Annotated in this window: 19 protein-coding genes, 2 tRNA genes and 3 rRNA genes; 8 read left to right on the top strand and 16 right to left on the bottom strand. The window is 51.6% G+C overall.

Going from position 1 to position 26,589, the window contains the following annotated elements; translation table 11 throughout:
• Positions 1 to 29: 29 nt before the first annotated feature.
• From GALF_RS01135 to GALF_RS01120, 5 genes are all read right to left on the bottom strand, one after another.
• Positions 30 to 3,230: an efflux RND transporter permease subunit gene (locus tag GALF_RS01135; RefSeq protein ID WP_013292205.1), complete on the bottom strand. Its 3,201-nt coding sequence runs from the start codon at positions 3,228 to 3,230 to the stop codon at positions 30 to 32.
• Positions 3,231 to 3,274: 44 nt separating this feature from the next.
• Positions 3,275 to 4,279 carry an efflux RND transporter periplasmic adaptor subunit gene (locus tag GALF_RS01130; RefSeq protein ID WP_223293716.1) on the bottom strand — a complete coding sequence of 335 codons (1,005 nt, stop codon included), beginning with the start codon at positions 4,277 to 4,279 and terminating at the stop codon, positions 3,275 to 3,277.
• A 115-nt stretch (positions 4,280 to 4,394) separates the two neighbouring features.
• On the bottom strand, positions 4,395 to 4,559 hold the full coding sequence (locus tag GALF_RS15635; RefSeq protein ID WP_013292203.1) for a hypothetical protein: 165 nt from the start codon (positions 4,557 to 4,559) through the stop codon (positions 4,395 to 4,397).
• A 23-nt stretch (positions 4,560 to 4,582) separates the two neighbouring features.
• A complete protein-coding gene (locus tag GALF_RS01125; RefSeq protein ID WP_013292202.1) occupies positions 4,583 to 6,040 on the bottom strand; it encodes an NAD(P)/FAD-dependent oxidoreductase in 1,458 nt (485 codons plus the stop codon).
• A 210-nt stretch (positions 6,041 to 6,250) separates the two neighbouring features.
• Positions 6,251 to 6,553: an ArsR/SmtB family transcription factor gene (locus GALF_RS01120; RefSeq protein WP_013292201.1), complete on the bottom strand. Its 303-nt coding sequence runs from the start codon at positions 6,551 to 6,553 to the stop codon at positions 6,251 to 6,253.
• Positions 6,554 to 6,635: 82 nt separating this feature from the next.
• On the opposite strand from GALF_RS01120, the gene gpmI reads away from it, so the two are divergent.
• The 6 genes from gpmI to GALF_RS01090 all read left to right on the top strand — a co-directional run bounded on the left by gpmI (position 6,636) and on the right by GALF_RS01090 (position 13,036).
• Positions 6,636 to 8,174: a 2,3-bisphosphoglycerate-independent phosphoglycerate mutase gene (gene gpmI, locus GALF_RS01115; protein ID WP_013292200.1), complete on the top strand. Its 1,539-nt coding sequence runs from the start codon at positions 6,636 to 6,638 to the stop codon at positions 8,172 to 8,174.
• Positions 8,171 to 9,328, top strand: a complete 1,158-nt coding sequence (locus tag GALF_RS01110; protein WP_013292199.1) for a murein hydrolase activator EnvC family protein — start codon at positions 8,171 to 8,173, stop codon at positions 9,326 to 9,328. The genes gpmI and GALF_RS01110 overlap by 4 nt, the downstream gene beginning before the upstream one ends.
• A gap of 11 nt (positions 9,329 to 9,339) precedes the next feature.
• Entirely contained in the window at positions 9,340 to 10,725 is a 1,386-nt protein-coding gene (locus GALF_RS01105; RefSeq protein ID WP_013292198.1) for a S41 family peptidase, read from the top strand.
• Between the two features lie 17 nt (positions 10,726 to 10,742).
• Positions 10,743 to 11,147: a hypothetical protein gene (locus GALF_RS01100; RefSeq protein ID WP_013292197.1), complete on the top strand. Its 405-nt coding sequence runs from the start codon at positions 10,743 to 10,745 to the stop codon at positions 11,145 to 11,147.
• Positions 11,148 to 11,156: 9 nt separating this feature from the next.
• Entirely contained in the window at positions 11,157 to 11,906 is a 750-nt protein-coding gene (locus tag GALF_RS01095; RefSeq protein ID WP_013292196.1) for a HesA/MoeB/ThiF family protein, read from the top strand.
• 89 nt (positions 11,907 to 11,995) lie between these two features.
• On the top strand, positions 11,996 to 13,036 hold the full coding sequence (locus GALF_RS01090) for a GGDEF domain-containing protein (RefSeq protein ID WP_013292195.1): 1,041 nt from the start codon (positions 11,996 to 11,998) through the stop codon (positions 13,034 to 13,036).
• Between the two features lie 248 nt (positions 13,037 to 13,284).
• Here the strand turns inward: GALF_RS01090 and rrf are convergent.
• The 5 genes from rrf to GALF_RS01065 form a co-directional block, all read right to left on the bottom strand.
• Positions 13,285 to 13,398: ribosomal RNA gene (gene rrf, locus GALF_RS01085) — 5S ribosomal RNA — on the bottom strand.
• A gap of 166 nt (positions 13,399 to 13,564) precedes the next feature.
• A 23S ribosomal RNA gene (locus tag GALF_RS01080) occupies positions 13,565 to 16,461 on the bottom strand.
• A gap of 340 nt (positions 16,462 to 16,801) precedes the next feature.
• A tRNA-Ala gene (locus GALF_RS01075) sits at positions 16,802 to 16,877 on the bottom strand.
• Between the two features lie 18 nt (positions 16,878 to 16,895).
• Positions 16,896 to 16,972, bottom strand: a tRNA-Ile gene (locus tag GALF_RS01070).
• A gap of 61 nt (positions 16,973 to 17,033) precedes the next feature.
• A 16S ribosomal RNA gene (locus GALF_RS01065) occupies positions 17,034 to 18,569 on the bottom strand.
• Together the 16S, 23S and 5S rRNA genes with 2 tRNA genes alongside form the textbook arrangement of a ribosomal RNA operon.
• Positions 18,570 to 19,211: 642 nt before the next feature.
• Between GALF_RS01065 and tsaD the strand changes: the two genes are divergently transcribed.
• On the top strand, positions 19,212 to 20,222 hold the full coding sequence (tsaD, locus tag GALF_RS01060) for a tRNA (adenosine(37)-N6)-threonylcarbamoyltransferase complex transferase subunit TsaD (RefSeq protein ID WP_013292194.1): 1,011 nt from the start codon (positions 19,212 to 19,214) through the stop codon (positions 20,220 to 20,222).
• A 19-nt stretch (positions 20,223 to 20,241) separates the two neighbouring features.
• Here tsaD and plsY read toward each other — a convergent pair whose 3' ends face one another.
• Positions 20,242 to 20,835: a glycerol-3-phosphate 1-O-acyltransferase PlsY gene (gene plsY / locus GALF_RS01055; RefSeq protein ID WP_013292193.1), complete on the bottom strand. Its 594-nt coding sequence runs from the start codon at positions 20,833 to 20,835 to the stop codon at positions 20,242 to 20,244.
• A gap of 72 nt (positions 20,836 to 20,907) precedes the next feature.
• Between plsY and folB the strand changes: the two genes are divergently transcribed.
• Positions 20,908 to 21,264: a dihydroneopterin aldolase gene (folB, locus tag GALF_RS01050; RefSeq protein ID WP_013292192.1), complete on the top strand. Its 357-nt coding sequence runs from the start codon at positions 20,908 to 20,910 to the stop codon at positions 21,262 to 21,264.
• Here folB and GALF_RS14730 read toward each other — a convergent pair.
• Genes GALF_RS14730 through GALF_RS01025 form a run of 5 tightly spaced genes read right to left on the bottom strand, consistent with a single transcriptional unit; the run spans position 21,257 to position 26,587 of the window.
• The gene (locus GALF_RS14730; protein WP_013292191.1) at positions 21,257 to 21,862 is read right to left on the bottom strand and encodes a hypothetical protein; all 606 of its coding nucleotides are present in this window, start codon (positions 21,860 to 21,862) and stop codon (positions 21,257 to 21,259) included. The genes folB and GALF_RS14730 overlap by 8 nt on opposite strands.
• On the bottom strand, positions 21,849 to 23,147 hold the full coding sequence (locus GALF_RS01040) for a sialidase family protein (protein ID WP_013292190.1): 1,299 nt from the start codon (positions 23,145 to 23,147) through the stop codon (positions 21,849 to 21,851). Before GALF_RS01040 ends, GALF_RS14730 begins: the two co-directional genes overlap by 14 nt.
• Positions 23,147 to 24,895: an ArnT family glycosyltransferase gene (locus GALF_RS01035; RefSeq protein ID WP_223293715.1), complete on the bottom strand. Its 1,749-nt coding sequence runs from the start codon at positions 24,893 to 24,895 to the stop codon at positions 23,147 to 23,149. Before GALF_RS01035 ends, GALF_RS01040 begins: the two co-directional genes overlap by 1 nt.
• Entirely contained in the window at positions 24,861 to 25,367 is a 507-nt protein-coding gene (locus GALF_RS01030; RefSeq protein ID WP_013292188.1) for a GtrA family protein, read from the bottom strand. Before GALF_RS01030 ends, GALF_RS01035 begins: the two co-directional genes overlap by 35 nt.
• The gene (locus tag GALF_RS01025) at positions 25,364 to 26,587 is read right to left on the bottom strand and encodes a glycosyltransferase family 9 protein (RefSeq protein WP_013292187.1); all 1,224 of its coding nucleotides are present in this window, start codon (positions 26,585 to 26,587) and stop codon (positions 25,364 to 25,366) included. The genes GALF_RS01030 and GALF_RS01025 overlap by 4 nt, the downstream gene beginning before the upstream one ends.
• Positions 26,588 to 26,589 lie beyond the last annotated feature (2 nt).

Genomic DNA, 26,589 nt, shown 5'->3' with positions numbered 1-26,589 from the left:
AATGCTCCTTAAATTTAATTTCGACAATTTTACTGGAATTTTTTATACAGCGTGGCGTAATAAAGCACCGGAATCACCACTAGTGTCAGCAAGGTGGAGACGAGGATACCGAAAATCAAGGAGATGGCCAGCCCGTTGAAGATCGGATCATCCAGAATAAAGAACGCGCCCAGCATCGCAGCTAAGCCGGTCAGCACAATCGGCTTGGCGCGCGCCCCGGCCGCGGCAATCACAGCTTGCTGCAAAGGAATCCCACCCGCCAGCTGCAAATTGACAAAATCCACCAGCAAGATCGAGTTACGCACGATAATTCCTGCTAACGCGATCATGCCGATCATCGATGTTGCCGTGTATTGCGAACCCAGCAAGGCGTGACCGGGCATCACGCCGATGATGGTCAGCGGAATCGGTGCCATGATAATCAAGGGAACCAGATAAGATTTGAACTGTGCGACCACCAGCAGATAAATCAAGATAAGTCCGACACCATAGGCAATGCCCATATCGCGGAATGTCTCAAACGTCACCTGCCATTCACCATCCCATTTCAACGCATAACCGGCATAAGGATCACTGGGGGTGTTGAAGAAGTAGCTTTTCAGACTGCCGCCCTGCGCAAGCGGCGTGCCACTGATTTGCCCGTTAATCCCGAACATACCGTACAGCGGACTATCTAATTTACCCGCCATATCACCAAACACATACACGACCGGCAGCAAATCCTTGTGGTAGATCGGATAATCACGCGCCACCGGGATCACCTGCACCACTTCTGAAATCGGCACCAGCACACCGTCACGCGCACGCACTTTCAGTTTCAGCACCTCTTCGATGCTGCTACGCAGCTCACCTGGCAAACCGATACGTAACGGTGGCGCATATTTGGCACTCGCGTCGTGCAAGGACGCAACATCCTGTCCCGACAAAGCCGTGCCGATTACATCGACAATATCGCGCGGCGCAACACCCAACAAGGCCGCCTTACTTTGCAAGACACGTAATTGCAGCTTGGGCGCCGCTTCAGTGACCGTATCATCGATCCCGACGATACCCTCGGTCTTGCCAAACTGTGCACGCACTTGGCTCGCAACCCGACGTGCCCCTTCATAATCCGGCCCGTAGATTTCTGCGACGATCGGCGACATCACAGGCGGACCGGGCGGCACTTCAACGATCTTGACTTTAGCGCCCCAGTTGGCCGCAATTTTCTGTATAGGGTCGAGCATCGCGGTCGCGATCTGATGACTACTGCGACTGCGATGATGCTTTTCACGCAGATTGACCTGAATATCGCCCTGATCGGCACCGCTGCGCAGATAGTACTGGCGCACCAGCCCGTTGAAGTTAATCGGGGACGCAGCACCGGCATACGCTTCGTAATCGGTCACTTCAGGCACGGTGGCCAGATATGCACCGATATCGTGCAGCACCGCATTGGTTTGCTCAAGCGCCGTACCGGTTGGCATATCCACGACCACTTGAAATTCGGACTTATTGTCAAACGGCAGCATTTTCAAAATCACCAGCTTCACAACCCCGAGCGATACGGCCAGCACGAGTCCGGCCAGTATCCCAAGCCACAACTTGCGCCGTGCCGGTTTGCCCTGAGCACCGTTCAAAAACGGACTCAATACCCTGTGAAAAAATCCGCTGATAGCCGATTCGCCATCCTCTTTGACCGACTCGTGATGCGAACCTGCAAAACGCAGCACCAGCCACGGCGTGATGACAAACGCCACCGCGAGTGAAATCAACATTCCCATGCTGGCATTAATCGGAATCGGGCTCATGTACGGTCCCATCAATCCACTGACGAAGGCCATCGGCAACAAAGCCGCGATCACCGTAAAGGTCGCCAGTATCGTCGGACTGCCAACCTCATCGACTGCGGCGGGAATAATTTGCGACAAGGGCTGATCTGGTGTCAAGGCGCGGTGACGATGGATGTTTTCAACCACCACGATTGCATCATCCACCAGAATCCCGATTGAAAAAATCAAAGCAAACAAGGAAACACGGTTGAGCGTAAAGCCCCACGCCCAGGACGCAAACAGCGTTGCTGCCAGCGTCAACAACACTGCACCCCCCACCACCATCGCCTCACGGCGACCCATGGCCAGCCAAACCAGCGCGACAACGGCCGCCGTGGCAAACAGCAGCTTCTTGATCAGCTTCATGGCCTTGTCGTTGGCCGTTTCGCCGTAATTGCGCGTGGTGCTAACTTCCACATCAGCAGGAATCACCGAGCCTTTGAGCTCCGCCACGCGGGCAAGCAAGCCATCGGCGACCTCCACCGCATTGGCACCGGGCTTCTTGGAAATCGCGACCGTGACGGCCGTAAATTCACCGCGCGCTTTAATCCCTTTATCATCGGCAGCAGGCCCCGTTCCCAGCCAGACATAACTGCCCGGCTGATCGGCACCATCCTGCACATCGGCTACATCGCGCAAAAACACCGGCTTGTTGTTCGATACACCGACCACCAATTGTCGCACTTCGTTCGCATCGGTCAGAAAACTGCCCGTCTGCACCAGCACTTCGCGATTGTCCTGCACCAGTGTCCCGGCATTTTCCGACACATTGGCCGACTGCAACGCAGCGCGCACATCCTGCATGGACAACTGATACGCATTCAGACTTTCGGGGTTGAGCAGCACACGCACCTGACGCTGCGTACCGCCTAACGTCGACACCTCGCGGGTACCGGGCACGCGTTTCAACTCCGCTTCAATGGCATGCGCCACCTGCGTGAGTTCAAGTCCACCGCCAATCTGCTGATTTCGCCACAACGTCAATGCCACGATAGGCACGTCGTCGATGCCTTTTGCTTTGATAATAGGCTGCGAGACGCCTAACGTTTGCGGCAACCAGTCTGAATGGGAATGTACCACATCGTACAGCTTAACCAAGGACGGCACATGCGCTTCGCCGACCTTGAATTGCACGGTGATCACCGCCATCCCCGGTTGCGCGACCGAGTACACGTGATCGACGCCGGCGATTTGCGAGAGCACCTGCTCGGCAGGCGTAGCAACGGTTTTCGCCACATCCTGAGCCGACGCGCCGGGGTAGGCGATCAGCACGTTGGCCATCGTGACATTAATCTGCGGCTCTTCCTCGCGCGGGGTGACCAACACTGCAAACAACCCCAGCAACACGGCAACTAGCGCGAGCAACGGCGTCATCTGCGAGTGTAAAAAATGTCTGGCAATACGTCCTGAAATACCCATCCCTATCAACCCCTAGTTAACCATTGATAATTAATCATTATCAATTACTGTTTCATTCCTGCTTTAACCGGATCGCGGGCCACACGCTCGCCCTCTTTCAAACCTGATAAAACTTCTACCCATCCTTCAGCGGCAGTTTCACCCACGCGAATCTGGCGCAAACTGGCCGCACCTTTTTCATCCACCACGTACGTGGCGACAACTTCACTGCGGCGTAACACGGCGCTGGCAGGAATAACCAGTTTTTTGACTTTGCCAACGACAAAATGGGCGCGCACAAACATCCCCGGATACAAGCCGGCTTCATTCGCAGGAAGATACACACGCACTTGCGTGCTATGCGTACGCGCATCGGCAACCGGTTGCACTTTACTTGAATCGGCTTTAATCCAGCGATTCAAAGACGGCACTTCGATCATCACCTCGGGATGCGCACCGATATTGCCGATCTTGTATTGCGGCACGCTGACCAGCACACGCATCTCAGACGGGTCAAAACCCGTCATCAAAGGTTTGCCCGGCATCACCATCTCGCCCAATTCCACCATGCGTGCCGACACAACACCGGAATACGGCGCAACGACGGCCGTATATCCATGCGCGAGACTCGCCTGTCCGGCACCTGCCTCGCTTGCCGCAGCTTGGGCTATCGCCACCTTATAATCGGATTGTGCTTTGTCGAGCGCCGCCTGACTAATAAATTTTTGCGCGAGCAACTGGCGCGCACGCTCATAGGTCAACCTGGCATTTTGTGCGTTAGCTTGCGCCTGTTGCACCTGCGCCTGACTGCCAGCCAGCGCCTGCGCGGACTCACGCTCATCGATACGCAAAATGATCTGGCCTTTTTTTACGCTATCACCTACATCGAAATTCACTTCCTTAACCCGACCGCCAATTTGCGCAGAAACGGTAGATTGCCGAGTCGCCTCGACCATACCTTCCGCACTATAAGTCTGTGCCACCTCGCGATACTCGACCGGCGCCACCAATTCAGCCGCACCAACACCCGTCGACATCATCAGCAAACTTACTAACCACAGTTTTTTCACAGCAATTCCCTCATCCATTCTGGTTCTCGCGAACCCAATATATTAGAATATACTAATATATTGGGTAAAATACAAGCGCCAACTCTCCCGCCTGCTCGAAATCACTCAACCAAACTCAATGGTGCGACTTTGCCATCAATTTAAGAATTTTAAAATTGATCACGATAAAACGCATCATCTGCCAGATGATAGACGTCCTCATGTGGCGTGTAAAACCGGTTGGTGACGGCGGATAATATGCCTGCTGATAAGGCTCTCTATTGGTAACTTTGTTTGACATTGACGGCTCCTAAAATTGGGTTATTAATCGGGAATGATGGACCAGCCCGGTTTCATTTTTGCCTGATAGATGAAAGCATGATGCAATAAATATTTCATCCAGTGACCGGCCAGACCGATTTCCCCAAAGGTCAAATCAAGATCGCGCCCGTATTCAGGATATTTTTCAAAGTCCGGTACGACAGGGTAAACGGTCATGGTAGCTGCCGTTCCTTTAAATACATGCGAACCCGTTGACGCCACACAAGCAGCCCCCATTTCAGCCATCGAAGCGGTATGGGTAGGCTTTTGCGCGCCGTTAATCATATCGGTGATGCTCTTAGCCACCGCCATTGCCATCGCAGCGGAAGGCATGCCCGTTCTGGGCGCGGTCGGATTGATCGCTGTACCATTCACACTTTGCATCGGTTTGCTGATCATATGAGGCGGCGCAAATGCGATACCGACCGCGAAAATATTCGCATAGCCCGGCGTTTGATAAGTTCTCGGCCAATCGCGCGCACTCCATTCCAGATAAGGACGCGGCGTGTAATCGGCATCCACTTTCATAAAACCGTTTGGCGCGAAGACTGCACTCGTAATGTCTTCACCGGCCTTATCGTACGCCTTGAGACCCACCCCTGCAAAAGGCGGGATCAACATCGAGAAATCGAATGCCAGTTCGTGAAAACTACCATCGAGAATTTCATAGTGAATTTTTCCGGCTTCGACTTTTTTCACATGGGCGCGGGTAATCCATTCGATGCCACGCTCAACCATCAGTGACTCGGCAAATGTCTTGCCGTTGGTGATGTAGCCGCCACGCTTGATATGCACGCCGCCCATCCCAAAGTCGCCCAGCTCATACTCATTGCTGAGCCAAACAATGCGCGCCATGTGACGGACGCCCGCTTCACGCAGCGTATGATCGACATTGTAAATATATTCGAATGCAGCGCCCTGACAAGTACACATGCCATGCCCGGTACCAATGACAATCGTGCGCCGCTCGCCTTTGCGCATATCGTCAATAATCAACTGGAGCTTTTTATTAGCTTCGATCGCATGGCTTGCCGTGCAAACCGAAACGGTGTGACCGTGTTCAGGCCCCAAGCCTTCGGTCGCGCCAAAATTTAGCTTCGGTCCTGTGGCATTGATCAGATAATCGTAAGTGATTTTTTCCGTCACACCCGCTTTGTCAGGATGGGTGTATTCGACCATCACGAAAGGGCTATCACTCCCGGCATCGCCTGCCGGGCTAATTGAGAGCGCTCGCGCTTGACGAAAGCTGACACTGGTTTTTTTGTACACGTCGGCCAGATCGAAGGTTACCTCCTCCTCCTTCATTTGGCCTACACCCACCCAGATGTTGGACGGTATCCAGTTCCATTTCGCATTAGGCGATACGACAACAATCTCATGATGTCGGCCTATCATTTTGTTCAAATGCCTGGCCGCGGTATGCCCTGCGATCCCTGCCCCTAAAATCACGACTCGTGCCATTTGCGTCCCTTCAAATGTGTTAATTGTTTTAAATACAACGAATACTTCGATTTAAGTGCAGCACGCCCCCGACTCATGCAGGCGACCAAACTTGAATATTATTATATAATGAATCTCTAATGCTTTAGGTTGCAAAAAACAGTAAATTTGACAGCAGCATCCTAATCAGCAGCACAAAAACTTAACGAACCTTACCTTTAATTCAATCCGCTACGAAGTACAAAACACCTCACGCATCATACTAACGAGTTTGAGCGTGCGCAAATCTCCAATCCGGTAATACACCTTATTCGCTTCCTTGCGGGTCGACAACACCCCTTTATCCCGTAAAATCGCCAAATGTTGCGAGATATTACTTTGCGATGTACCGACATGCTCAACGATATCCTGAACGCTGATTTCCTGATCATCCAGTACGCACAAAATTTTCAAACGCAACGGGTGCGCAATAGCCTTGATTGCTTGTGATGCCTGCTGAATATCCTCTTCTTTATCGATTAATCTGTTCGTCATTCTCGTCCCTTAATAACACGCTCGTCGGCCAATTCGGTTAAAATAAGCCCATTAAATTAACAACTGCTAATATTCTACCCCAATGAAAGCGACCCCTGTCTTATTGCTTATTCTGGATGGCTTCGGCTACCGCGAAGAAACTGACTCCAATGCTATTCTGGCCGCACGAAAACCCAACTGGGATGCGCTGTGGCAGACTTATCCGCACACGCTGATCAATGCATCCGAAAAGCATGTCGGCCTCCCCTCACATCAGATGGGGAATTCTGAAGTAGGGCATCTGAACATCGGCGCAGGACGCATTGTGTATCAGGACTTGAGCCGTGTTGATGTCGCGATTGAGGACGGTAGTTTTTTCAAAAATCCCGCGTTGTCGGATGCAATTTCAGTCGCAAAAAGCAATGACAGCGCACTACACATCATGGGACTACTCTCGGCAGGTGGCGTGCACAGTCACGAAAGCCACATCCACGCCATGCTGGAAATGGCAGCTAAAAACGGGCTCAAAAAAGTCTACCTGCACGCCTTTCTCGATGGCCGCGACACCCCGCCGAAAAGTGCAGCACCTTCCCTGCTGGCATTACAGGATAAATGTGCGGCATTAGGCGTCGGAAAAATCGCCAGCATTGTAGGGCGTTTTTATGTGATGGATCGCGACAATCGCTGGGAACGCGTGCAACCGGCCTATGAATTACTGACACAAGGACGCGCCGACTATTACGCAACCGATGCCATAAGCGGTTTGGACGCCGCTTATGCGCGCGACGAGTCGGATGAATTCGTCAAGCCCACCCGAATCAGTGGCGCGGGCGAACCCACTGTCACCATGCAGGATGGCGATGTGGTGGTATTTATGAATTTCCGTGCCGATCGCGCCCGCGAAATCACCCGCGCGCTGACCGATGAGGCCTTTAGCGGGTTTGAGCGCGCCTGCCTGCCAAAATTCGGCCGTTACGTCACGCTCAGCAACTACGGATCCGAGTTCACTCTGCCATGCGCCTATACGGCCGAGGCAATCCATAACGACATCGGCGAATACGTTGCGAACCTCGGCCTGAAACAGTTGCGCATCGCTGAAACTGAAAAATACGCCCACGTCACTTATTTCTTCAGCGGCGGCAAAGAGCAACCCTATCCGGGCGAAGACCGCATTCTGGTTCCCTCCCCAAAAGTGGCCACCTACGACTTACAACCTGAGATGAGCGCATTTACCGTCACAGAAAAACTGGAGGCAGCCATTTTAAGCCAGCAGTATCCACTGATTGTCTGTAACTACGCGAATGGCGATATGGTGGGACACAGCGGCAATATGGAAGCCGCGATCAAAGCGATCGAAACGCTGGATGTGTGTATCGGACGCATCGTCAAAGCGATGCAGTCTATCGGCGGTGAAGTCATATTAACTGCTGATCACGGCAATGCTGAACAGATGATGGACAACACCACTCATCAGGCGCATACCGCGCATACTCTTAATCCGGTCCCCTTCCTCTATGTAGGGCGCTCCTGCACGCTCACAGATGGCGGATCGCTGCGTGATCTGGCGCCAAGCCTGCTCTATATGATGGGACTGCCCCAACCCGCAGAAATGACAGGGCACAGCTTGATCAAACTATTGTGAAATTTGCACTGATACTGTCACTGTGTTTGCTGGCTGGCCAAGCTTCGGCCAGCCAGCAGGAAGAACTGGAGAACCTGCGCCAGCGCATCAAGGAGATGCAAAGTGAGATCGCTAAAACCAGCGAATCCAAATCAGAAGCGGCAGACTCACTACGCGCGTCTGAGCTTGCCATCAGCGACAGTAATCGCCGTCTTGCGCAATTATCTGAACAAAAACGTGATGCCGACCGAAAACTCGGCGTACTCGAAATTCAACGCCAGCAACTGGAACAACATATAACAGACCAGCAGGCGTTGCTTGAAAAATTGTTATATCAGCAATATCTGGGTGGCAAACACGACTATCTCAAACTGATGCTCGACAATCAAGATCCGAATAAAGTTGCACGAGACCTGCAATATTTTCAATACATTGCGCGCAACCGTGCCATCTGGCTTGACAGTTTGCGACGTGACCTCAAGGAACTGGATGCCGTCGCAGCGGCTGTTCATACTCAAAGTGAAACGTTGACCAATCTGCGTACAGAACAAGCCACTCAAAAAGAAAAGTTACGACAAGATCAACGAGACAGGCAGCTGGTTCTAGGACAGATTTCTAAGCAACTCTTGCAACAACGTAAAGAAATTTCCCGCTTGCAGCACGACGAAAACAGACTGGCCAATCTGGTGAGCAAGATCGCACAAATGCTTGCAAAACCAAAAACCAAGTCTTTATTTCACAACACCAACATTCCGGATAGTCGCTTTGACGGCAAGCCCTTCGAAGAACTGATGGGCAAACTCGCCTTACCGGTCAAAGGTGAGATTACCAATCAATTTGGCACAACCCGGCCCGACAGCACGGTAATCTGGAAGGGCTTATTTATTAGCACAGCTCACGGACAACCCGTCAGATCCATTGCTGCCGGCCGGGTAGTATTTGCCGACTGGTTGCGAGGCTTCGGCAATCTACTGATCATCGATCACGGCAATGCCTATATGAGCTTATATGGCAACAACGAAACACTTTACAAACAGGTCGGCGATGAAATTCACGGCGGAGATGCCATCTCAACGGTCGGCAACAGCGGTGGGAATGCAGATTCCGGTTTATACTTTGAACTGCGTCATGAAAGCCGACCGCTCGATCCTGCAAAATGGCTGGCTAAAAAATAAAAGGAGTAACTATGCGTCGTATGGAAAAAGCGGGATTGGTAGGGTTTGGTTTGGTCGCAGGGGTTGCGCTCAGCCTGCATTTTGCGGCCCTAGCCGACAAAGAAACGCTGGTCTCTCCGCTTCCTATCGAAGAGTTACGCGCCTTCACCGAGGTGTTCGGCCATATCAAAAACAGTTATGTAGAACCTGTTAGCGATCAAAAACTTTTCACCGAGGCCATCAACGGCATGCTCAACGGGCTCGACCCGCATTCAGCCTATCTTGATGCGGATGCCTTTAAAGACTTGCAGGTTGGAACGCAAGGCGAATTTGGCGGATTAGGCATCGAAGTTGGCATGGAAGACGGACTTGTCAAAGTGATCTCTCCTATAGAAGACACCCCGGCCTATCTGGCAGGGGTCAAAAGTGGCGACCTGATTTTGAAATTGGATGATGCGCTGGTCAAGGGCATGTCCCTAAACGATGCTGTCAAGCGTATGCGGGGCAAACCGGGCAGCAAAATCGTGCTGACGATACTGCGTAAAAACGAACTCAAACCGCTGACCATTACCGTGGTCAGAGCGGTAATCAAGGTGCAAAGCGTCAAGGCCAAGTTGGCTGAACCCGGCTACGGTTTTGTTCGCATAACACAATTTCAGGAACATACAGGAGAAAATCTCGCCACTGCACTGGATAAACTGGTCAAAGAAAATAAGGGGGCTCTAAGCGGGCTGGTACTAGATTTACGTAATGATCCGGGTGGCTTGCTCGATGGTGCCGTTGCGGTGTCGGCCGCCTTCCTGGCCAAAGATGCCCTAGTAGTGTATACCGAAGGGCGCACCGAAGATGCTAAGATGCGGCTCACTGCATCGCCGGAATACTACCTGCGCGGCAGCAACAAGAATGACTACATCAAAAACATCCCTGCCTCGATTAAGAGCGTACCTTTGGTTGTCTTAGTCAACGGCGGCTCAGCATCCGCTTCCGAGATTGTCGCAGGCGCCTTACAAGATCACAAGCGCGGCGTCATCATGGGAACCCAGACCTTCGGCAAAGGTTCAGTACAAACGGTGCTACCGCTTGGAAACAGCACGGCCATCAAGCTAACGACGGCACGCTATTACACACCGGGTGGACGTTCGATTCAAGCCAAGGGAATCGTGCCGGACATTCTTGCCGATGACCCCTCAACATCCGCATCTGACAATTTGTTCCGTTTGCGCGAAGCTGATCTGGAAAAGCATTTAGCAAATGATAAACAGCCTGAAGAGAAGACGCCAAATACCGTCAAATCAGATTCGTCCACGAAGAGCAATACTGAAAAGCTTCCGCCTACCGAGTATGGTTCAAAAAATGATTACCAGTTAAATCAGGCTTTTAACCTGCTAAAAGGCATGAAAATTCTGCAAGGAAAATAGGAGATAAGGAACCTGTCATGATAAATCCTTTCGATCTGGAAAAGAAACGAGAACTCTTGTTTGCGACTGAGCCCGCCGGACAAGCCGAGCGCGCACTGACTATTTTGAGTGGACTCGCCAATCTAAAAGCATGCGCAAGTTCACGTGCTTACGCCGTCGAAATTCAATACAATTTGCAAAACTACACACTCGCAGGTTTAGAGCATGCGCTGGAGCAAGAAGGTTTCCAACTCGACCAAAGTTTTTTGCATCATGTCGGTCGCAATATTATCCATTACTGCGAAGACACCTCGCGCCACAACATGGAAATTCGCGGTCACATCACAAAGAAGAACGAAAAGGAAGTATTTGTCGGCATAGGGGGGCAGCACAGCCATACCGACCCGGCAGGAAAGCCACCTGCATTGCGCGAGTTCGAGTAATACGAGCGTATGGATGACTTTCAACTGCAGCGTTACGGCAGGCATATTTTGCTCGACGAAATTGGCATCGAAGGTCAGCAGCGACTTATCGAATCGCGCGTACTTATTGTAGGACTAGGCGGCCTAGGCTCTCCGGCCTCGCTTTATCTGGCAGCTAGCGGCGTTGGTCAAATTACATTGTGCGATGACGATTCCGTCGATCTGTCGAATTTGCAACGTCAAATCGCGCACCGGACTTCCAGTATTGGTCAATCCAAAGTCGGCTCTGCCGCTGCTGCCATTCTGGATATCAATCCGGAAACGCACTGCATTCAATTCGAATCACGCGTCAACCAGACCGACCTTAACCAGCTCGTCGCACTCCACGATGTCGTTTTAGATTGCAGCGATAATTTTTCGACACGATACGCCGTTAATCAGGCCTGCAAGACCCACCATACGCCCCTCATTTCCGGCGCGGCTATCCTGTTTTCTGGCCAGGCGTCTGTATTTGATTTCAGAGACCCGAATGCTGCGTGCTATAACTGCCTGTTTCCTGAAGACTCTGACGCCGAAAATTTACGGTGTGCTACAACAGGTATTTTTTCACCTTTAGCTGGCATCATTGGCACAATCCAAGCGGCTGAAACACTCAAACTACTTATCGGCATCCAGCCCGGACTTTCAGGCAAACTTTTAACGGTTAATGCATTAGACATGAGCTTCCGACACAGCGTAATTACCAAAGATCATCACTGCTCTCGCTGCTCCTCATCGTAGAGCGGGCTGCAAAATCACATGCGACGCCAGTGCAGCAGAGTGCAATGCGATCATTCCACCATGTAGGGATATTTTGAAGGCAACACACCATGCTACTTCCTGACTTAAATAGTTCGCTAAACCACGCGTTACAGTCATTGGCCGCGATGACAGGGCAAAGAGATCGTGAACTTCTTGCAAGAACGCTGGTTGCAACCTTATCCGAACTCATGGAACAAAGCGTAATCACCCTATACCGACTGGTGGGTGATGAAGCTATTCTTGTTGCTCAGGCCGGCACAGCTATCCCGCCTGACCAAATTGCAGAGCCGAGCATCATCATTTCTGACCGATTAGAATTTAAAAGTGTAATTGATTCACGATGTGAATCTATTACTTCATTGGATGCACACACAACTAGCGTGACCATTCCGATTTATGGCCAACAAGAAATTACAGCCTTACTGGTTATAATCACTAACGCCAATTTCGATCAATCACTGTCGTTACCCCGCGACATTTTGACGATCTACAGCAACTATCTGAATTTGCTTGATGAAAGTGAGACGGATACGCTGACAGGATTACTTAATCGACGCACTTTCGACAACAATCTTGAGAAAATGCTGACAGAATGCACGGATGCAGAAGTCCAAAAAATCGAGATCAATTCTCATTCGAGAAAGCCCCCCTCATCTGAACTTCCTCACTGGCTAGCCGTGATGGATATTGACCACTTTAAGCGCATCAACGATGAATTCGGACACTTGTATGGCGACGAGGTATTGTTGTTATTATCCCGCTGTATGCGTAGAAATTTTAGACAGACTGATAAGTTATTTCGTTTCGGCGGTGAGGAATTCGTCGTCGTTCTGGACAGAACCTGCGAAGTTGATGCTTCAAAAGTTTTAGAGCGGTTCCGCACAGCAATAGAATGCTATGATTTCCCGCAAGTCGGGCGCGTCACAATCAGCATCGGCTTTACCTGTCTTAACGGAAAAGACGACCCATCAACACTCGTTGGCCGCGCAGATCAGGCACTATATTACGCTAAAGAGCATGGTAGAAATCAGGTCTGCTTCTATGAAGGGTTAATCGCAGAAGGAAATTTGACCGCTGAACACTTTACGGATGACGTTCAACTTTTCTAGCAAGAGATGATTATGTCGACCTTGACTATGCCAGCAAATCATATAACCAATATCAGGCTGTATGGCAGATTTTTATAAGACAGGCTCATGACCGACTTTGGTTCCGTCCAATGTAGATTCTTGTGCCGCCTACACAAGCCGCGCTGAACCACGGCGTCTTGTTGTCCCTTCGTTCAAGCAGGTCTATTATTGAATGCAATTAAAGCAAAAACCCCCGCCGTTTCCGGAGGGGGTTATGCATATAAGGAGTCTGACGATGACCTACTTTCACATGGGTAATCCACACTATCATTGGCGCGGAGTCGTTTCACTGTCCTGTTCGGGATGGGAAGGAGTGGGACCAACTCGCTATGGTCGTCAGACAAACTGGTAAGTCGTTTGCGATGTTCTGCAAACCACTATGTTTGTTGTTTCTTGCCGCCATTATACATGGTTTCAAGAAACATTATCTGGAAGAAGTAAAGTAAGTCTTTGATTGTACTTGCGTTACATATATAAGACCGTTTTATCAGCCCTACTTAATGTTATAGGATCAAGCCTCACGAGCAATTAGTATTGGTTAGCTTAACGCATTACTGCGCTTCCACACCCAACCTATCAACGTCCTGGTCTCGAACGACTCTTTAGAAGGCTTAAAGCCTAGGGAAATCTTATCTCAAGGCGAGTTTCCCGCTTAGATGCTTTCAGCGGTTATCTCTTCCAGATTTAGCTACCCGGCAATACCACTGGCGTGATAACCGGTACACCAGAGATCTGTCCACTCCGGTCCTCTCGTACTAGGAGCAGGTCCCTTCAAATTTCCAACGCCCAAGGCAGATAGGGACCAAACTGTCTCACGACGTTTTAAACCCAGCTCACGTACCACTTTAAATGGCGAACAGCCATACCCTTGGGACCGGCTACAGCCCCAGGATGTGATGAGCCGACATCGAGGTGCCAAACTCCCCCGTCGATATGAACTCTTGGGAGGAATCAGCCTGTTATCCCCAGAGTACCTTTTATCCGTTGAGCGATGGCCCTTCCATACAGAACCACCGGATCACTATGACCTACTTTCGTATCTGCTCGACTTGTCAGTCTCGCAGTTAAGCATCCTTTTGCCATTGCACTATCAGTACGATGTCCGACCGTACCTAGGATACCTTCGTACTCCTCCGTTACAATTTGGGAGGAGACCGCCCCAGTCAAACTGCCTACCATGCACGGTCCCCAACCCCGATAAGGGGTCTAGGTTAGAATCTCAAACACACCAGGCTGGTATTTCAAGGTTGGCTCCATAAGAACTGGCGTCCCTACTTCACAGCCTCCCAGCTATCCTACACAGGTCTATTCAAAATCCAATGCAAAGCTACAGTAAAGGTTCATGGGGTCTTTCCGTCTAGCCTCGGGTAGATTGCATCTTCACAAACATTTCAACTTCGCTGAGTCTCGGGTGGAGACAGTGTGGCCATCGTTACGCCATTCGTGCAGGTCGGAACTTACCCGACAAGGAATTTCGCTACCTTAGGACCGTTATAGTTACGGCCGCCGTTTACTGGGACTTCAATCAAGAGCTTGCACCCCATCATTTAATCTTCCAGCACCGGGCAGGCGTCACACTCTATACGTCCACTTTCGTGTTTGCAGAGTGCTGTGTTTTTAATAAACAGTCGCAGCCACCATTTCACTGCAACCCCATCGAGCTTCGGACGCGAAGTCCTACACTCTACCGGGGCGCACCTTCTCCCGAAGTTACGGTGCAAATTTGCCGAGTTCCTTCACCCGAGTTCTCTCAAGCACCTTAGAATTCTCATCCTGCCCACCTGTGTCGGTTTGCGGTACGGTCCCAATATAACTGAAGCTTAGTGGCTTTTCTTGGAAGCTTGGTATCAGCAACTTCTCGCTCAAAGAGCAATCGTTATCACGCCTCAGAATTGACCTCCCGGATTTGCCTAAGAGATCTCCCTACACGCTTGAACAGCCTATTCCAACAGACTGCTTGCCTAACCTTCTCCGTCCCCACATCGCATTATATTGAGGTACAGGAATATTAACCTGTTTCCCATCGACTACGCATTTCTGCCTCGCCTTAGGGGCCGACTCACCCTGCGCCGATGAACGTTGCGCAGGAAACCTTGGGCTTTCGGTGAGGGAGCCTTTCACTCCCTTTATCGCTACTCATGTCAGCATTCGCACTTCTGATACCTCCAGCATCCCTCACAGGACACCTTCGCAGGCCTACAGAACGCTCTCCTACCATATCAACACCCATATAGAGTGTTCAATATCCGCGATTTCGGTGCATAGTTTGAGCCCCGTTACATCTTCCGCGCAGGACGACTCGATCAGTGAGCTATTACGCTTTCTTTAAATGATGGCTGCTTCTAAGCCAACATCCTGACTGTTTTAGCCTTCCCACTTCGTTTTCCACTTAACTATGTCTTGGGGACCTTAATCGGCGGTCTGGGTTGTTTCCCTCTTGACACCGGACGTTAGCACCCGATGTCTGTCTCCCACGCTCGCACTTCTCGGTATTCGGAGTTTGCAATGGTTTGGTAATCAGCAATAGACCCCTAGCCATGACAGTGCTCTACCCCCGAGAGTGATACGTGAGGCACTACCTAAATAGTTTTCGGAGAGAACCAGCTATTTCCAAGTTTGTTTAGCCTTTCACCCCTATCCACAGCTCATCCCCTAATTTTTCAACATTAGTGGGTTCGGACCTCCAGTTGGTTTTACCCAACCTTCATCCTGGCCATGGATAGATCACTTGGTTTCGGGTCTACGCCCAGCAACTATCGCCCTTATCAGACTCGGTTTCCCTACGCCTCCCCTATTCGGTTAAGCTCGCTACTGAACGTAAGTCGCTGACCCATTATACAAAAGGTACGCAGTCACGGAACAAGTCCGCTCCCACTGTTTGTATGCATGCGGTTTCAGGATCTATTTCACTCCCCTTCCGGGGTTCTTTTCGCCTTTCCCTCACGGTACTGGTTCACTATCGGTCGATTACGAGTATTTAGCCTTGGAGGATGGTCCCCCCATATTCAGACAAGGTTTCTCGTGCCCCGCCCTACTTGTCGTAACCCTAGTTCCACACCACTGTTTTTACCTACGGGACTATCACCCACTATGGTCAGACTTTCCAGACTGTTTGGTTAACAATGATGCTAAAAGTTACAGGCTGCTCCGTGTTCGCTCGCCACTACTTACGGAATCTCGGTTGATTTCTTTTCCTTCAGGTACTTAGATGTTTCAGTTCCCTGAGTTCGCTTCACGAAGCCTATGTATTCAGCTTCGGATGACCCCGAAGGGCCGGGTCTCCCCATTCAGATATCTACGGATCAAAGCTTATTGCCAGCTCCCCGTAGCTTTTCGCAGGCTATCACGTCTTTCATCGCCTGTAATCGCCAAGGCATCCACCACATGCACTTATTCGCTTGACCCTATAACGTTAAGTCCTCAGTGTTGCCACTAAGGCGTTATATATGTTTCGCAATTTAAATCTTCGTTACATCAGATTGATTTAAGGATCTGATTTCGCAAAGGTTTGTGTACAAACCATGATGACTAATCACGGAATGTCTTGATACAATCAAAAACCCATTTAAGTTAAACATGTAATCATAAGAATGGAGTTAACCAACCTGACTCATACATGAATCACTTCTTTACTTCTTCCAAATTTTTAAAGAACATCTTATCGGCAAAAGCCAATATCGAAACCCTAAAGGTTTAAATATGGGTTCTTGCAACTTCTTACTACCACCACTACTTCTCAGTTAATGGTGGAGGTTAACGGGATCGAACCGTTGACCCCCTGCTTGCAAAGCAGGTGCTCTCCCAGCTGAGCTAAACCCCCGGCAAAACTATTTCTAACTGGTGGGTCTAGTTGGACTCGAACCAACGACCCCTGCGTTATCAACACAGTGCTCTAACCAGCTGAGCTACAGACCCAGGTAATACTCTTAAATTAAACAATCGATGAGTGTAGGCACTCAATTTCCGGATTCTCTAGAAAGGAGGTGATCCAGCCGCACCTTCCGATACGGCTACCTTGTTACGACTTCACCCCAGTCATGAAACCCACCGTGGTAAGCGCCCTCCTTACGGTTAGGCTACCTACTTCTGGCAGATTCCACTCCCATGGTGTGACGGGCGGTGTGTACAAGACCCGGGAACGTATTCACCGCGACATGCTGATCCGCGATTACTAGCGATTCCGACTTCATGGAGTCGAGTTGCAGACTCCAATCCGGACTACGACGCGCTTTCTGAGATTAGCTCCCCCTCGCGGGTTGGCAACCCTCTGTACGCGCCATTGTATTACGTGTGAAGCCCTACCCATAAGGGCCATGAGGACTTGACGTCATCCCCACCTTCCTCCGGTTTATCACCGGCAGTCTCATTAAAGTGCCCAACTAAATGATGGCAATTAATGACAAGGGTTGCGCTCGTTGCGGGACTTAACCCAACATCTCACGACACGAGCTGACGACAGCCATGCAGCACCTGTGTTCAGATTCTCTTTCGAGCACAATCACATCTCTGCGATCTTTCTGACATGTCAAGGGTAGGTAAGGTTTTTCGCGTTGCATCGAATTAATCCACATAATCCACCGCTTGTGCGGGTCCCCGTCAATTCCTTTGAGTTTTAATCTTGCGACCGTACTCCCCAGGCGGTCAACTTCACGCGTTAGCTACGGTACTAAGGAAGTCTCCTCCCCCAACACCTAGTTGACATCGTTTAGGGCGTGGACTACCAGGGTATCTAATCCTGTTTGCTCCCCACGCTTTCGTGCATGAGCGTCAGTATTAACCCAGGGGGCTGCCTTCGCCATTGGTATTCCTCCACATATCTACGCATTTCACTGCTACACGTGGAATTCTACCCCCCTCTGCTATACTCTAGTCTTCCAGTTTCAAATGCAGTTCCCAGGTTGAGCCCGGGGATTTCACATCTGACTTAAAAAACCGCCTGCGCACGCTTTACGCCCAGTAATTCCGATTAACGCTCGCACCCTACGTATTACCGCGGCTGCTGGCACGTAGTTAGCCGGTGCTTCTTCTTCCGGTACCGTCATCTACTCCTAGTATTAATAGAAGCAATTTCTTTCCGGCTGAAAGAGCTTTACAACCCGAAGGCCTTCTTCACTCACGCGGTATGGCTGGATCAGGCTTTCGCCCATTGTCCAAAATTCCCCACTGCTGCCTCCCGTAGGAGTCTGGACCGTGTCTCAGTTCCAGTGTGGCTGGTCGTCCTCTCAGACCAGCTACGGATCGTCGCCTAGGTGAGCCTTTACCTCACCTACTAGCTAATCCGATATCGGCCACTCCGAAAGCGAGAGGTCTTGCGATCCCCCCCTTTCCCCCTCAGGGCATATGCGGTATTAGCGTAACTTTCGCTACGTTATCCCCCACTTCCGGATATGTTCCGATATATTACTCACCCGTTCGCCACTAACTAAAGAGCAAGCTCTTTAATCCGTTCGACTTGCATGTGTAAAGCATACCGCCAGCGTTCAATCTGAGCCAGGATCAAACTCTTAAGTTCAATACCTGTTTTGGTTCACTGCTGAACCGATCTTACTCAAAGAAAATCACATAACATGATTTTTTTCGACTTTGCGTAAGCACTACTATATTTTAAAGTCGTTATCTTTTTAAGCTCCATAAGAAGCCGATAACTACCAAAAATCAAGCACCTACACTCGTCGATTGTTTAATTTATGTTTTTAAAGAGCGTTCGCTTTGCAGCGAAGAGGTCAGCATTATAGAGACTTAAAACTTATTGTCAACTACATTTTGAAATCTTTTATTTCTCAACTAAACCGGCGAAACTCAATCAACCCTCTGATCTTTAAGCATTTCAGGCTACCCCTTACGCTTCGTTTCAAACCTCGTTCCGTTGAAGAGGTGCGCATTATAGAGACTAAAAACACATTGTCAACTAAATCTTCACACCTTTATTTCAACCTCACCAAAAACATCAGGAAACGCAATCATTTTATTGATTATTAAGACTTTTCCGCTTCCAGATCCGCCTCGTTTCAACCACTGTTCCGGTGAAGAGGTGCGCATTATAGGCACTTAAAATACCACGTCAACTCTTTTCGGTAATATTATTGAAATATCGCACCGGCAAACTGCTCAGTCCGGTTTTTCACTACAATAGCGTCTACTTCGAAAGGCTGCTGTGATTACACTCGGAATTGAATCTTCCTGCGACGAAACCGGTATCGCGCTCTATCAAACAGGCCGCGGCTTACTGGCTCACGCACTTCATACACAAATCGCAATGCACAGCGAATACGGCGGCGTCGTGCCTGAACTCGCATCACGGGATCACGTGCAACGCGCTATTCCTCTTATAAGACAAGTCATGCAGGACGCCAATCTCACGTTCGAGCAACTCGACGCGATTGCCTACACGCAAGGACCCGGTTTAGGAGGCGCCCTGCTGGTTGGTGCTAGTGTCGCCAACTCGCTCGCCTTCGCACTCGATATACCTACTATAGGCATCCATCACTTAGAAGGCCACCTACTCTCACCGCTTTTATCCGATCCAGCGCCCGAATTCCCGTTTGTCGCACTCTTAGTATCGGGCGGGCACACACAACTCATGCGCGTCGATGGCGTGGGAAGATATGAACTGCTCGGTGAAACCGTGGATGACGCAGCAGGAGAGGCCTTCGACAAGAGCGCAAAGCTGCTGGGACTCGGCTATCCGGGCGGCCCTGCGCTGGCGAAGCTCGCGACTTCGGGTCGACCTGGCCTGTATAAGCTGCCGCGCCCGATGCTGCACAGCGGAAATCTTGATTTTAGCTTCAGCGGCTTAAAAACAGCCGTACTAACTTTGGTACGACAAAACGAGCTCGACGAACAAACCCGCGCCGACATTGCCTATGCAACGCAGGAGGCGATCATCGACGTGCTGGCGCACAAAGCGCGTGCTGCCCTGGTAAAGACGGGACTGTCACAACTGGTTGTAGCAGGGGGCGTGGGCGCAAATCAGATGCTGCGTCAGCGACTGAGCGAGGATATCGGCCGTCGCGGGGGCTGCGTGTTTTATCCGGATCTGGAATTTTGTACCGACAACGGCGCGATGATCGCCTTTGCCGGTGCGCTGCGTCTGAGCGAGGGACAAGGCACGAAAGATTACCGTTTCAACGTCAAACCACGCTGGAACCTAGAGGAATTCGCTTAAGCTTACTGCTCGCAACGAACTACGCTTTTTTCCCGATGCGACTCTCTTTGCCCGCCAGCAGATTCTGAATATTGCTCTTATGCCGCCAGATGAGCAGCATAGACATGACAAAACACGCAAACACCCACTCCTGCGGCAAATTCATCTCGTAGGCATAGACAGGCGCAGTCGCTGCGGCCATCAATGCCGCGAGTGACGACAAACGAAACACGACGGCGATAACAAGCCAGGTAACCAGTGCTGCCAGCCCGAGCCAGCCGTTCAGCGCAAGCAATACACCGAGCGCGGTTGCCACCCCCTTGCCCCCTTTGAAGCGCAGAAAAATCGGGAACACGTGACCTAAAAAAACCGCCATAAACACGAATGCGACCAGCTGTAAATCATCCGGTGCATAGTGCTGGGCGGCAGCCACAGCCACCCAACCCTTGGCCGCATCGCCCAGCAACGTCAGTGCAGCCGCGGCTTTTTTCCCGCTGCGCAAGACATTAGTCGCCCCCGGATTGCCGGAGCCATAGGTTCTGGGATCAGCGATACCAAAGATACGACTGGTCACAACCGCAAAGGACACCGAGCCCAACAGGTAGGCTGCAACAACAAAAATTAGGGTCAACATCGGTAATACCTTAGAATTCAACAGGTGTGAATTCTACTTGAATCACAACTTAACCACCAAACATCGAAAAATATGGACATCATCTTTATACGCGAACTCAAAGTCACGACCCTGATCGGCATTTACGAGCGGGAAAAGCACGTCCCGCAAACCTTGCAGCTTGACCTCGATATCGCGCTGCCCAACAGTCGCGCCTGTTACAGCGACGACATCAACGATGCGCTCGATTACGCCAAGGTCGCGCAGCACATCCAGACGGTATTGAGCGAGGGGCACTTTTCTCTAGTGGAAACACTGGCTGAACACATCGCCCAGATCATCCTCAAAGATTTCAACGCCCCGTGGGTCAAAGTGAGCGTTGCAAAATTACAGGCGATACGCAATTGCCGCATGGTGGGCATCAGCATCGAGCGCAGCCAAATCAGATAATTTTTTTGCGTACGCGTAAAACCGATTTTTTAATCAGCGCAACCAGCGCATAAATCGCCACCCACGGGTCGAGCAGATAATCCCACAGGTTATTTGATTCATACCAGCCGGCAGACCAGCCCAATACAGCCAGAGAAATAATCAGTGTAATCAACGAGTACCGTAAGGCCCACGCGAGCAGTGCCGCCAGCAGCAATCCGCCTAAAAATCCCATGTCGCCGTAACCCAGCCGGTAAGGGTCAGTCATCCCGATCCCCAGCGCAAAAGGATATAGCGCCAGTGCCGCAAGTGCGATGACACTCAACACCGGCAACGAGCCATCTATATCATGGCGTATCTCGTTGCGATGCAACCGCGCCGACAGGATGCGACCGTATGCTATGGCCAACAGCAGCAGTGTCGAAAAGCTCAAATCCCCCAGCATCCCCCGGACGAATTCAGCAACAGACAGACCATCGGCCGGAATGAGCGCCGCGATGAACAGGAGCACGCCAAACAAGCTGATTTGCTTTAACCGATTGATCAGAGGTAGATGTAAGGCGAGCACCATGATCGCAAATGCGATACCGGCAAGCGCGCTGATATCAGTGAAGCGCATGATCGACCTCCCCTGCGCGCTGATCGAGCCACGCGAAATTAAACCAGACATGCTTAATAAAGGTTCTGTTCCAGGTATAGACGAGATGAAAATCACCGCCGGACGCCTGTATCAAATAAGGGTAGGAGAACTCATAGCGACAATGCCCGTCATGACACACGGTACGTCTGGCGGACTCGACAGCCGGCTCGAGGCGGGAAGTACTTATAGCATCGCTGCTCTCAATCATCTGTGCGGCATTTTTGATGAAATTCGCCTCATCAGGCTGCGAACTTGCCTGCTGCTGATCTTCCAGCAACTGCACAACCCGCCAGGTGACGCCGCCATCCTGCGAGAGCACGAGCGATAACGTATCACGACCCAGTTCTTGATCATTGAGCACAGCCAACATACGCCCATCGGGCAGGGTTACGCCAGTCACCGCCGCATCAGGATTACGCAGTGCGGTTTTTTCAGGCGCAGACCAATGCAGCCCCGCATCTTGCGTGCTGACCGCCACCACGCGATGCGGCCCCGATGCGCTTGAATAGCGCATCAAGACTTTAGCTGAATGTTCATTTTGCATCAGCACGACAGGCTGCAAAGTCCCCTGACCACCGGCGGCCAATCGCTGCTTGTCGAGTACGACGCCCTCTTGGCTCAGATGCAGCATCTCTCCGAATTTACTGATAAATTCGTGATAAACAGGCAAACCTAGCGTGCCATCGCTGTATAAAAAAGGCGCGCCTTTCACCAGCGTACTGATATTCATAAAGGGCGATGTAATCAGTCGGCGCGGCGTAGTCCATGTCGTGCCTTCATCGCTTGAGGTCATCGTGGTAATCGAACTGCCCGCCCAGCCGCCCAGCGACACGGCGACATAGTACATACGCAAGCGGCCATCGCTCATGCGACCGACGATCGGGTTGCCGAGTTTTGCGATATAGCGATGTAATGTCGACTGAGTCTGTTCGCGTGTCGCGGCAATCAATTCTGCGCTCCATTGACCGGTCGCAGGATCGAACACTGCGCTGTGTATCGCGACGTCTTTGGCTCCCTCGCGGCTACCGGAAAACCAGAAAGCCCGAATGCGCCCGTCTTTGAGCTCGATGGATGAGGCGGCATGTACCTGCGTGAACAGCTTGGACGAGGCAAAATGCGTCTCGTACCGCGCTGATGTAACCTTCACCGGCACTGTTGCCTGCATCTTAAAACTGGCGGCCGCCGGGCGTGACATCGCTTTATAGAACCCGCAGGAAAAAGCGAGCAACACGAGATTCAACAGGATGCGGCGTTGCCATGACATTACCGGCACCCCTCTTCCTTCGCGGCAACCTGAGACACACCGGATGATTCGATCAGCAATTCCTTAACGAACAGCTGCTCAAACACCTCGCCTGCCAAAATACGCTTGAGCTCATCAGGGCTGTGGCGACCGCGTATTTCCAGACGTTCGCCGATGATTTTGCAGCCGTCGCAAGGCGTTTGCAGCGGCAATTGCACGGCAAACAGATCATAACGGGATGCCAATTCACCCACACTTAACGGCGCACCCGCAAAATAACCGTGAATTTTGGCGCCCGGCAAGATAAACCGGTAACCCTCGTCAACCGCCCTGAAGTCGCACGGCACCCAGACTTCTTTTCCTGCGGCATAGCGCTGTGCGCCGGCACTGAAATTTCCCGCGATGCCATCGAACGGACGCAAAAAAGCCGCCAGCGACAACATCACCAGCAACACCACCACATTGGTGACCAAGCGCGTCGTGCGCGCGTGAAAAATCCCCAGCAACAACAGCGTTGCCGTCATCAGGAGCAACAGCCAGTAACCCGCCGAATACAAGTCCTCACCCGGCATGGCCTGTTGCAGCCGCCACGACAAAAATGCGAGCAAGACCAGCACACCGCCGCAGAGCAACAGGCTCGCGACAAACGCCCAGCGACTGATGCGCTGCCAGCTGAGTGCACACAACACCGCCAAGACCGGCATCGCTTCGAGCAGATAGCGCGCAGAACGCTGGCTGGGCACACAAAACACCACGAACAAAACGCCCATCCATATCCACAACAGTTTTTCGGCGTCACTCAACGGTCGCCGATAAGCAACCCACCCCAAGGCTGCCACTGGAAATGCCAGCAGTCCGGCATTCATCGGATAGCCGAGCAGCAGCGCCCAGACACTGCTGCCCCCCCAGAGCAGATGCCCCAGATAGCTGCCGCCCTGCGCGCCGAATTTTCCGGCATTTTCACCGACGATAAACTCGCGCCACACGGCAGCCGGATCAGGATCGAAGACGAACCACAGCCCGAACAGCGCCAATGCGACGATGACGGTGATGGCAACCTTCAACGCATCTTTCAAAATAAAGGCCGACCAGCGATACTGGCGCTGATGCAGATACCATAAGGACAGGGCCAGACTGACGGGGGCGACCAGCGCGAAGGATTTATACAACAGCCCCATGCCCACCTCGACACCCAACAGCAGCGGCACGATCAACCGTGAGTCAAAGGCCTGAGTGCGCCAGTACAACAGCGTAAAAAAGGGCAGAAAAAACCAGAATATTTCGGCAGGGTTGACCAAAAATGGACGCCCGAAACGGTAGGTGCTAAAAAAGGCCAGATAGGTCAGCGCCGCGATAAAACCCGTTTCCACAGGATCAACCCCCTCTGATCTGCGCTCACCGGCCAGCCTGTGCGCCAGCAAAAAAACCAGCAGCGCGGTCAGCAAGGTATAAATGACACTCGGATAGCGCAGATTCCACCATGTCCACTGGGCACCCCAGTGCGTCGAGAGGATACCCTGCCAGAACAACAGCGGCGGCTTGGTATTTCTCATGCCGTGCAATTGCGATTGCAGCGGCAGCAAATGTCCGCTCTCCGCGGTCAGCCGGGTGATATGCGTGTAGGGAAACTCATCGCCATTTTTCGGGATATGCGCGCTATCCAGCGCGTAAAAATAGGTAAACACGGCCAGCACAACCGCCAGTCCGTAGTAGATGAAACGCCAGGCCGCCGGACTAATGCGCTTCATCGACAGATTTGGCAGGCGCACGCGCCGGCAGCAACTTCACGCGACCGAAGGTCCAGATATCATTCAGCACGAAATTGAGCACACTCGTTGAAGCGATGGCGATCAAATTTGCAAACTGGTAATAAAAATGCGGTGCCAGCAAATTGGTGAACAGCACTTGCAACGCGATGCTGAGCCAGCAGGCCAGCGTATATTGACCGAACTGCGACAACCAGGAACGGTGATGCTGTTGCGTACGATCCGACCAGGTCCACAATCGGTTCCAGAAAAAATTATTCAGTGTCGCCAGCAAAATTGCCACGGCGAGCGATAGATTCAGTTTGAGCTCGACGTGCTGCACCGTGTTAAACAGATGTTCCTGCGCCAGATACAACACGCCGATATTGACAACCGTACCGGAGGCGCCGACCGTGCCGAATTTCAAAAAGCGCCGCGAAAAAATCCGGCGCAGCAACGAGGGAATAGAGATGCTCAGATTGAGAGCCGATTTCATACGGTATTGTCCACGCTGAGCAATTCACGCGACTTGCTCAATACCTGTTCAGGGGTAATTTGTTTAAGACATTGATTGTCGCCATCGCAAGGCGATAAACGATGGTTGTAGGCCGTCAGACAAGGCGAGCAAGACCAGGACGAATACAGGCAATGAATATTGTCGGTCAACGGGCTATACAGCGCAGGCGTTTCCGGCCCGAAGAACACCAGCGTCGGCAAGCGGGTCAGGGCGGCAAACTGGCCCGGGCCGCCGTCGTTGGTCACCAAGAGTGACGCATACTGGAACACGCACAATAAATGCCGCACCGTTCTGGTGTAGCCCGTCAGATCGACGCAATATTGACTCTGAGCGTACTCTACGATTTCTTGCGCCAGCGGCGCATCGTCTTTCATGCCGATCAACCCGACCGCATAACCGTCCGCCAGCAGACTCACGCAAAGCAGCTTATAACTCTCAGGCGGCCAGGCGCGGATCGGCAAAATGCCGCCACTCGGATACACCAGTACAAGTTTTTTGCCGGAAATTGCCGGAAAATCGGCATACAGGGCGGAGGCGACCTCCTCCAGTTCGCCGTCGCGAAACACCAGTTGGGGTGGGCGCTCAACACGCAATACCGGCGCGGATTTTCCTTTAGGCACGCTGGCAGAGCCGATCGCTGCGACCATCGTCAAAAACTGCTCAGACAAATGGCGGTAAGGGTTGTACATCACAGGACGATTGATGAACGTGCCGCGATACAGTCCCTCTTGCGTGTGACGAGAAAACCCCACGCGCACGGGGGCTGCGGACAGATAGGCAAAAATACTGCTCACGCGCGTAAACAGTTCGCAGTCGATCACTACATCGAATTTAAGGGCGCGCATCAACCGGATAGCACGCCATATATCCGGGAGAAACTGAGTCAGCGTGCGATCATCGATGGTCAGCACATTGGCCTCAGGCACAACGCCCAGCAAATCGAGCACTTCGCGATTCTTTTTGAACAGCATCACATGCAATGCCGCATCGGGATATTGCCGCTTCAACTGGGCGAACATGGCATGAGCCAACACCAGACTGCCCATTTCGGAGAGCAATATAATCAGGATACGCCGAGGGATAGCCGCTTGCGCGGGCGCGCCAAACAGAAAATTACGGAAACGATCGTATCCTGAGAGCAGCGCACAGATCGGCACCCCGGCAAGACGATCAACTGCGCGCTGAAAATTGATATCCAAAG

Source organism: Gallionella capsiferriformans ES-2 (assembly GCF_000145255.1).
GTDB lineage: Bacteria > Pseudomonadota > Gammaproteobacteria > Burkholderiales > Gallionellaceae > Gallionella > Gallionella capsiferriformans.
This window is presented reverse-complemented; position numbering and strand designations above follow the sequence as displayed.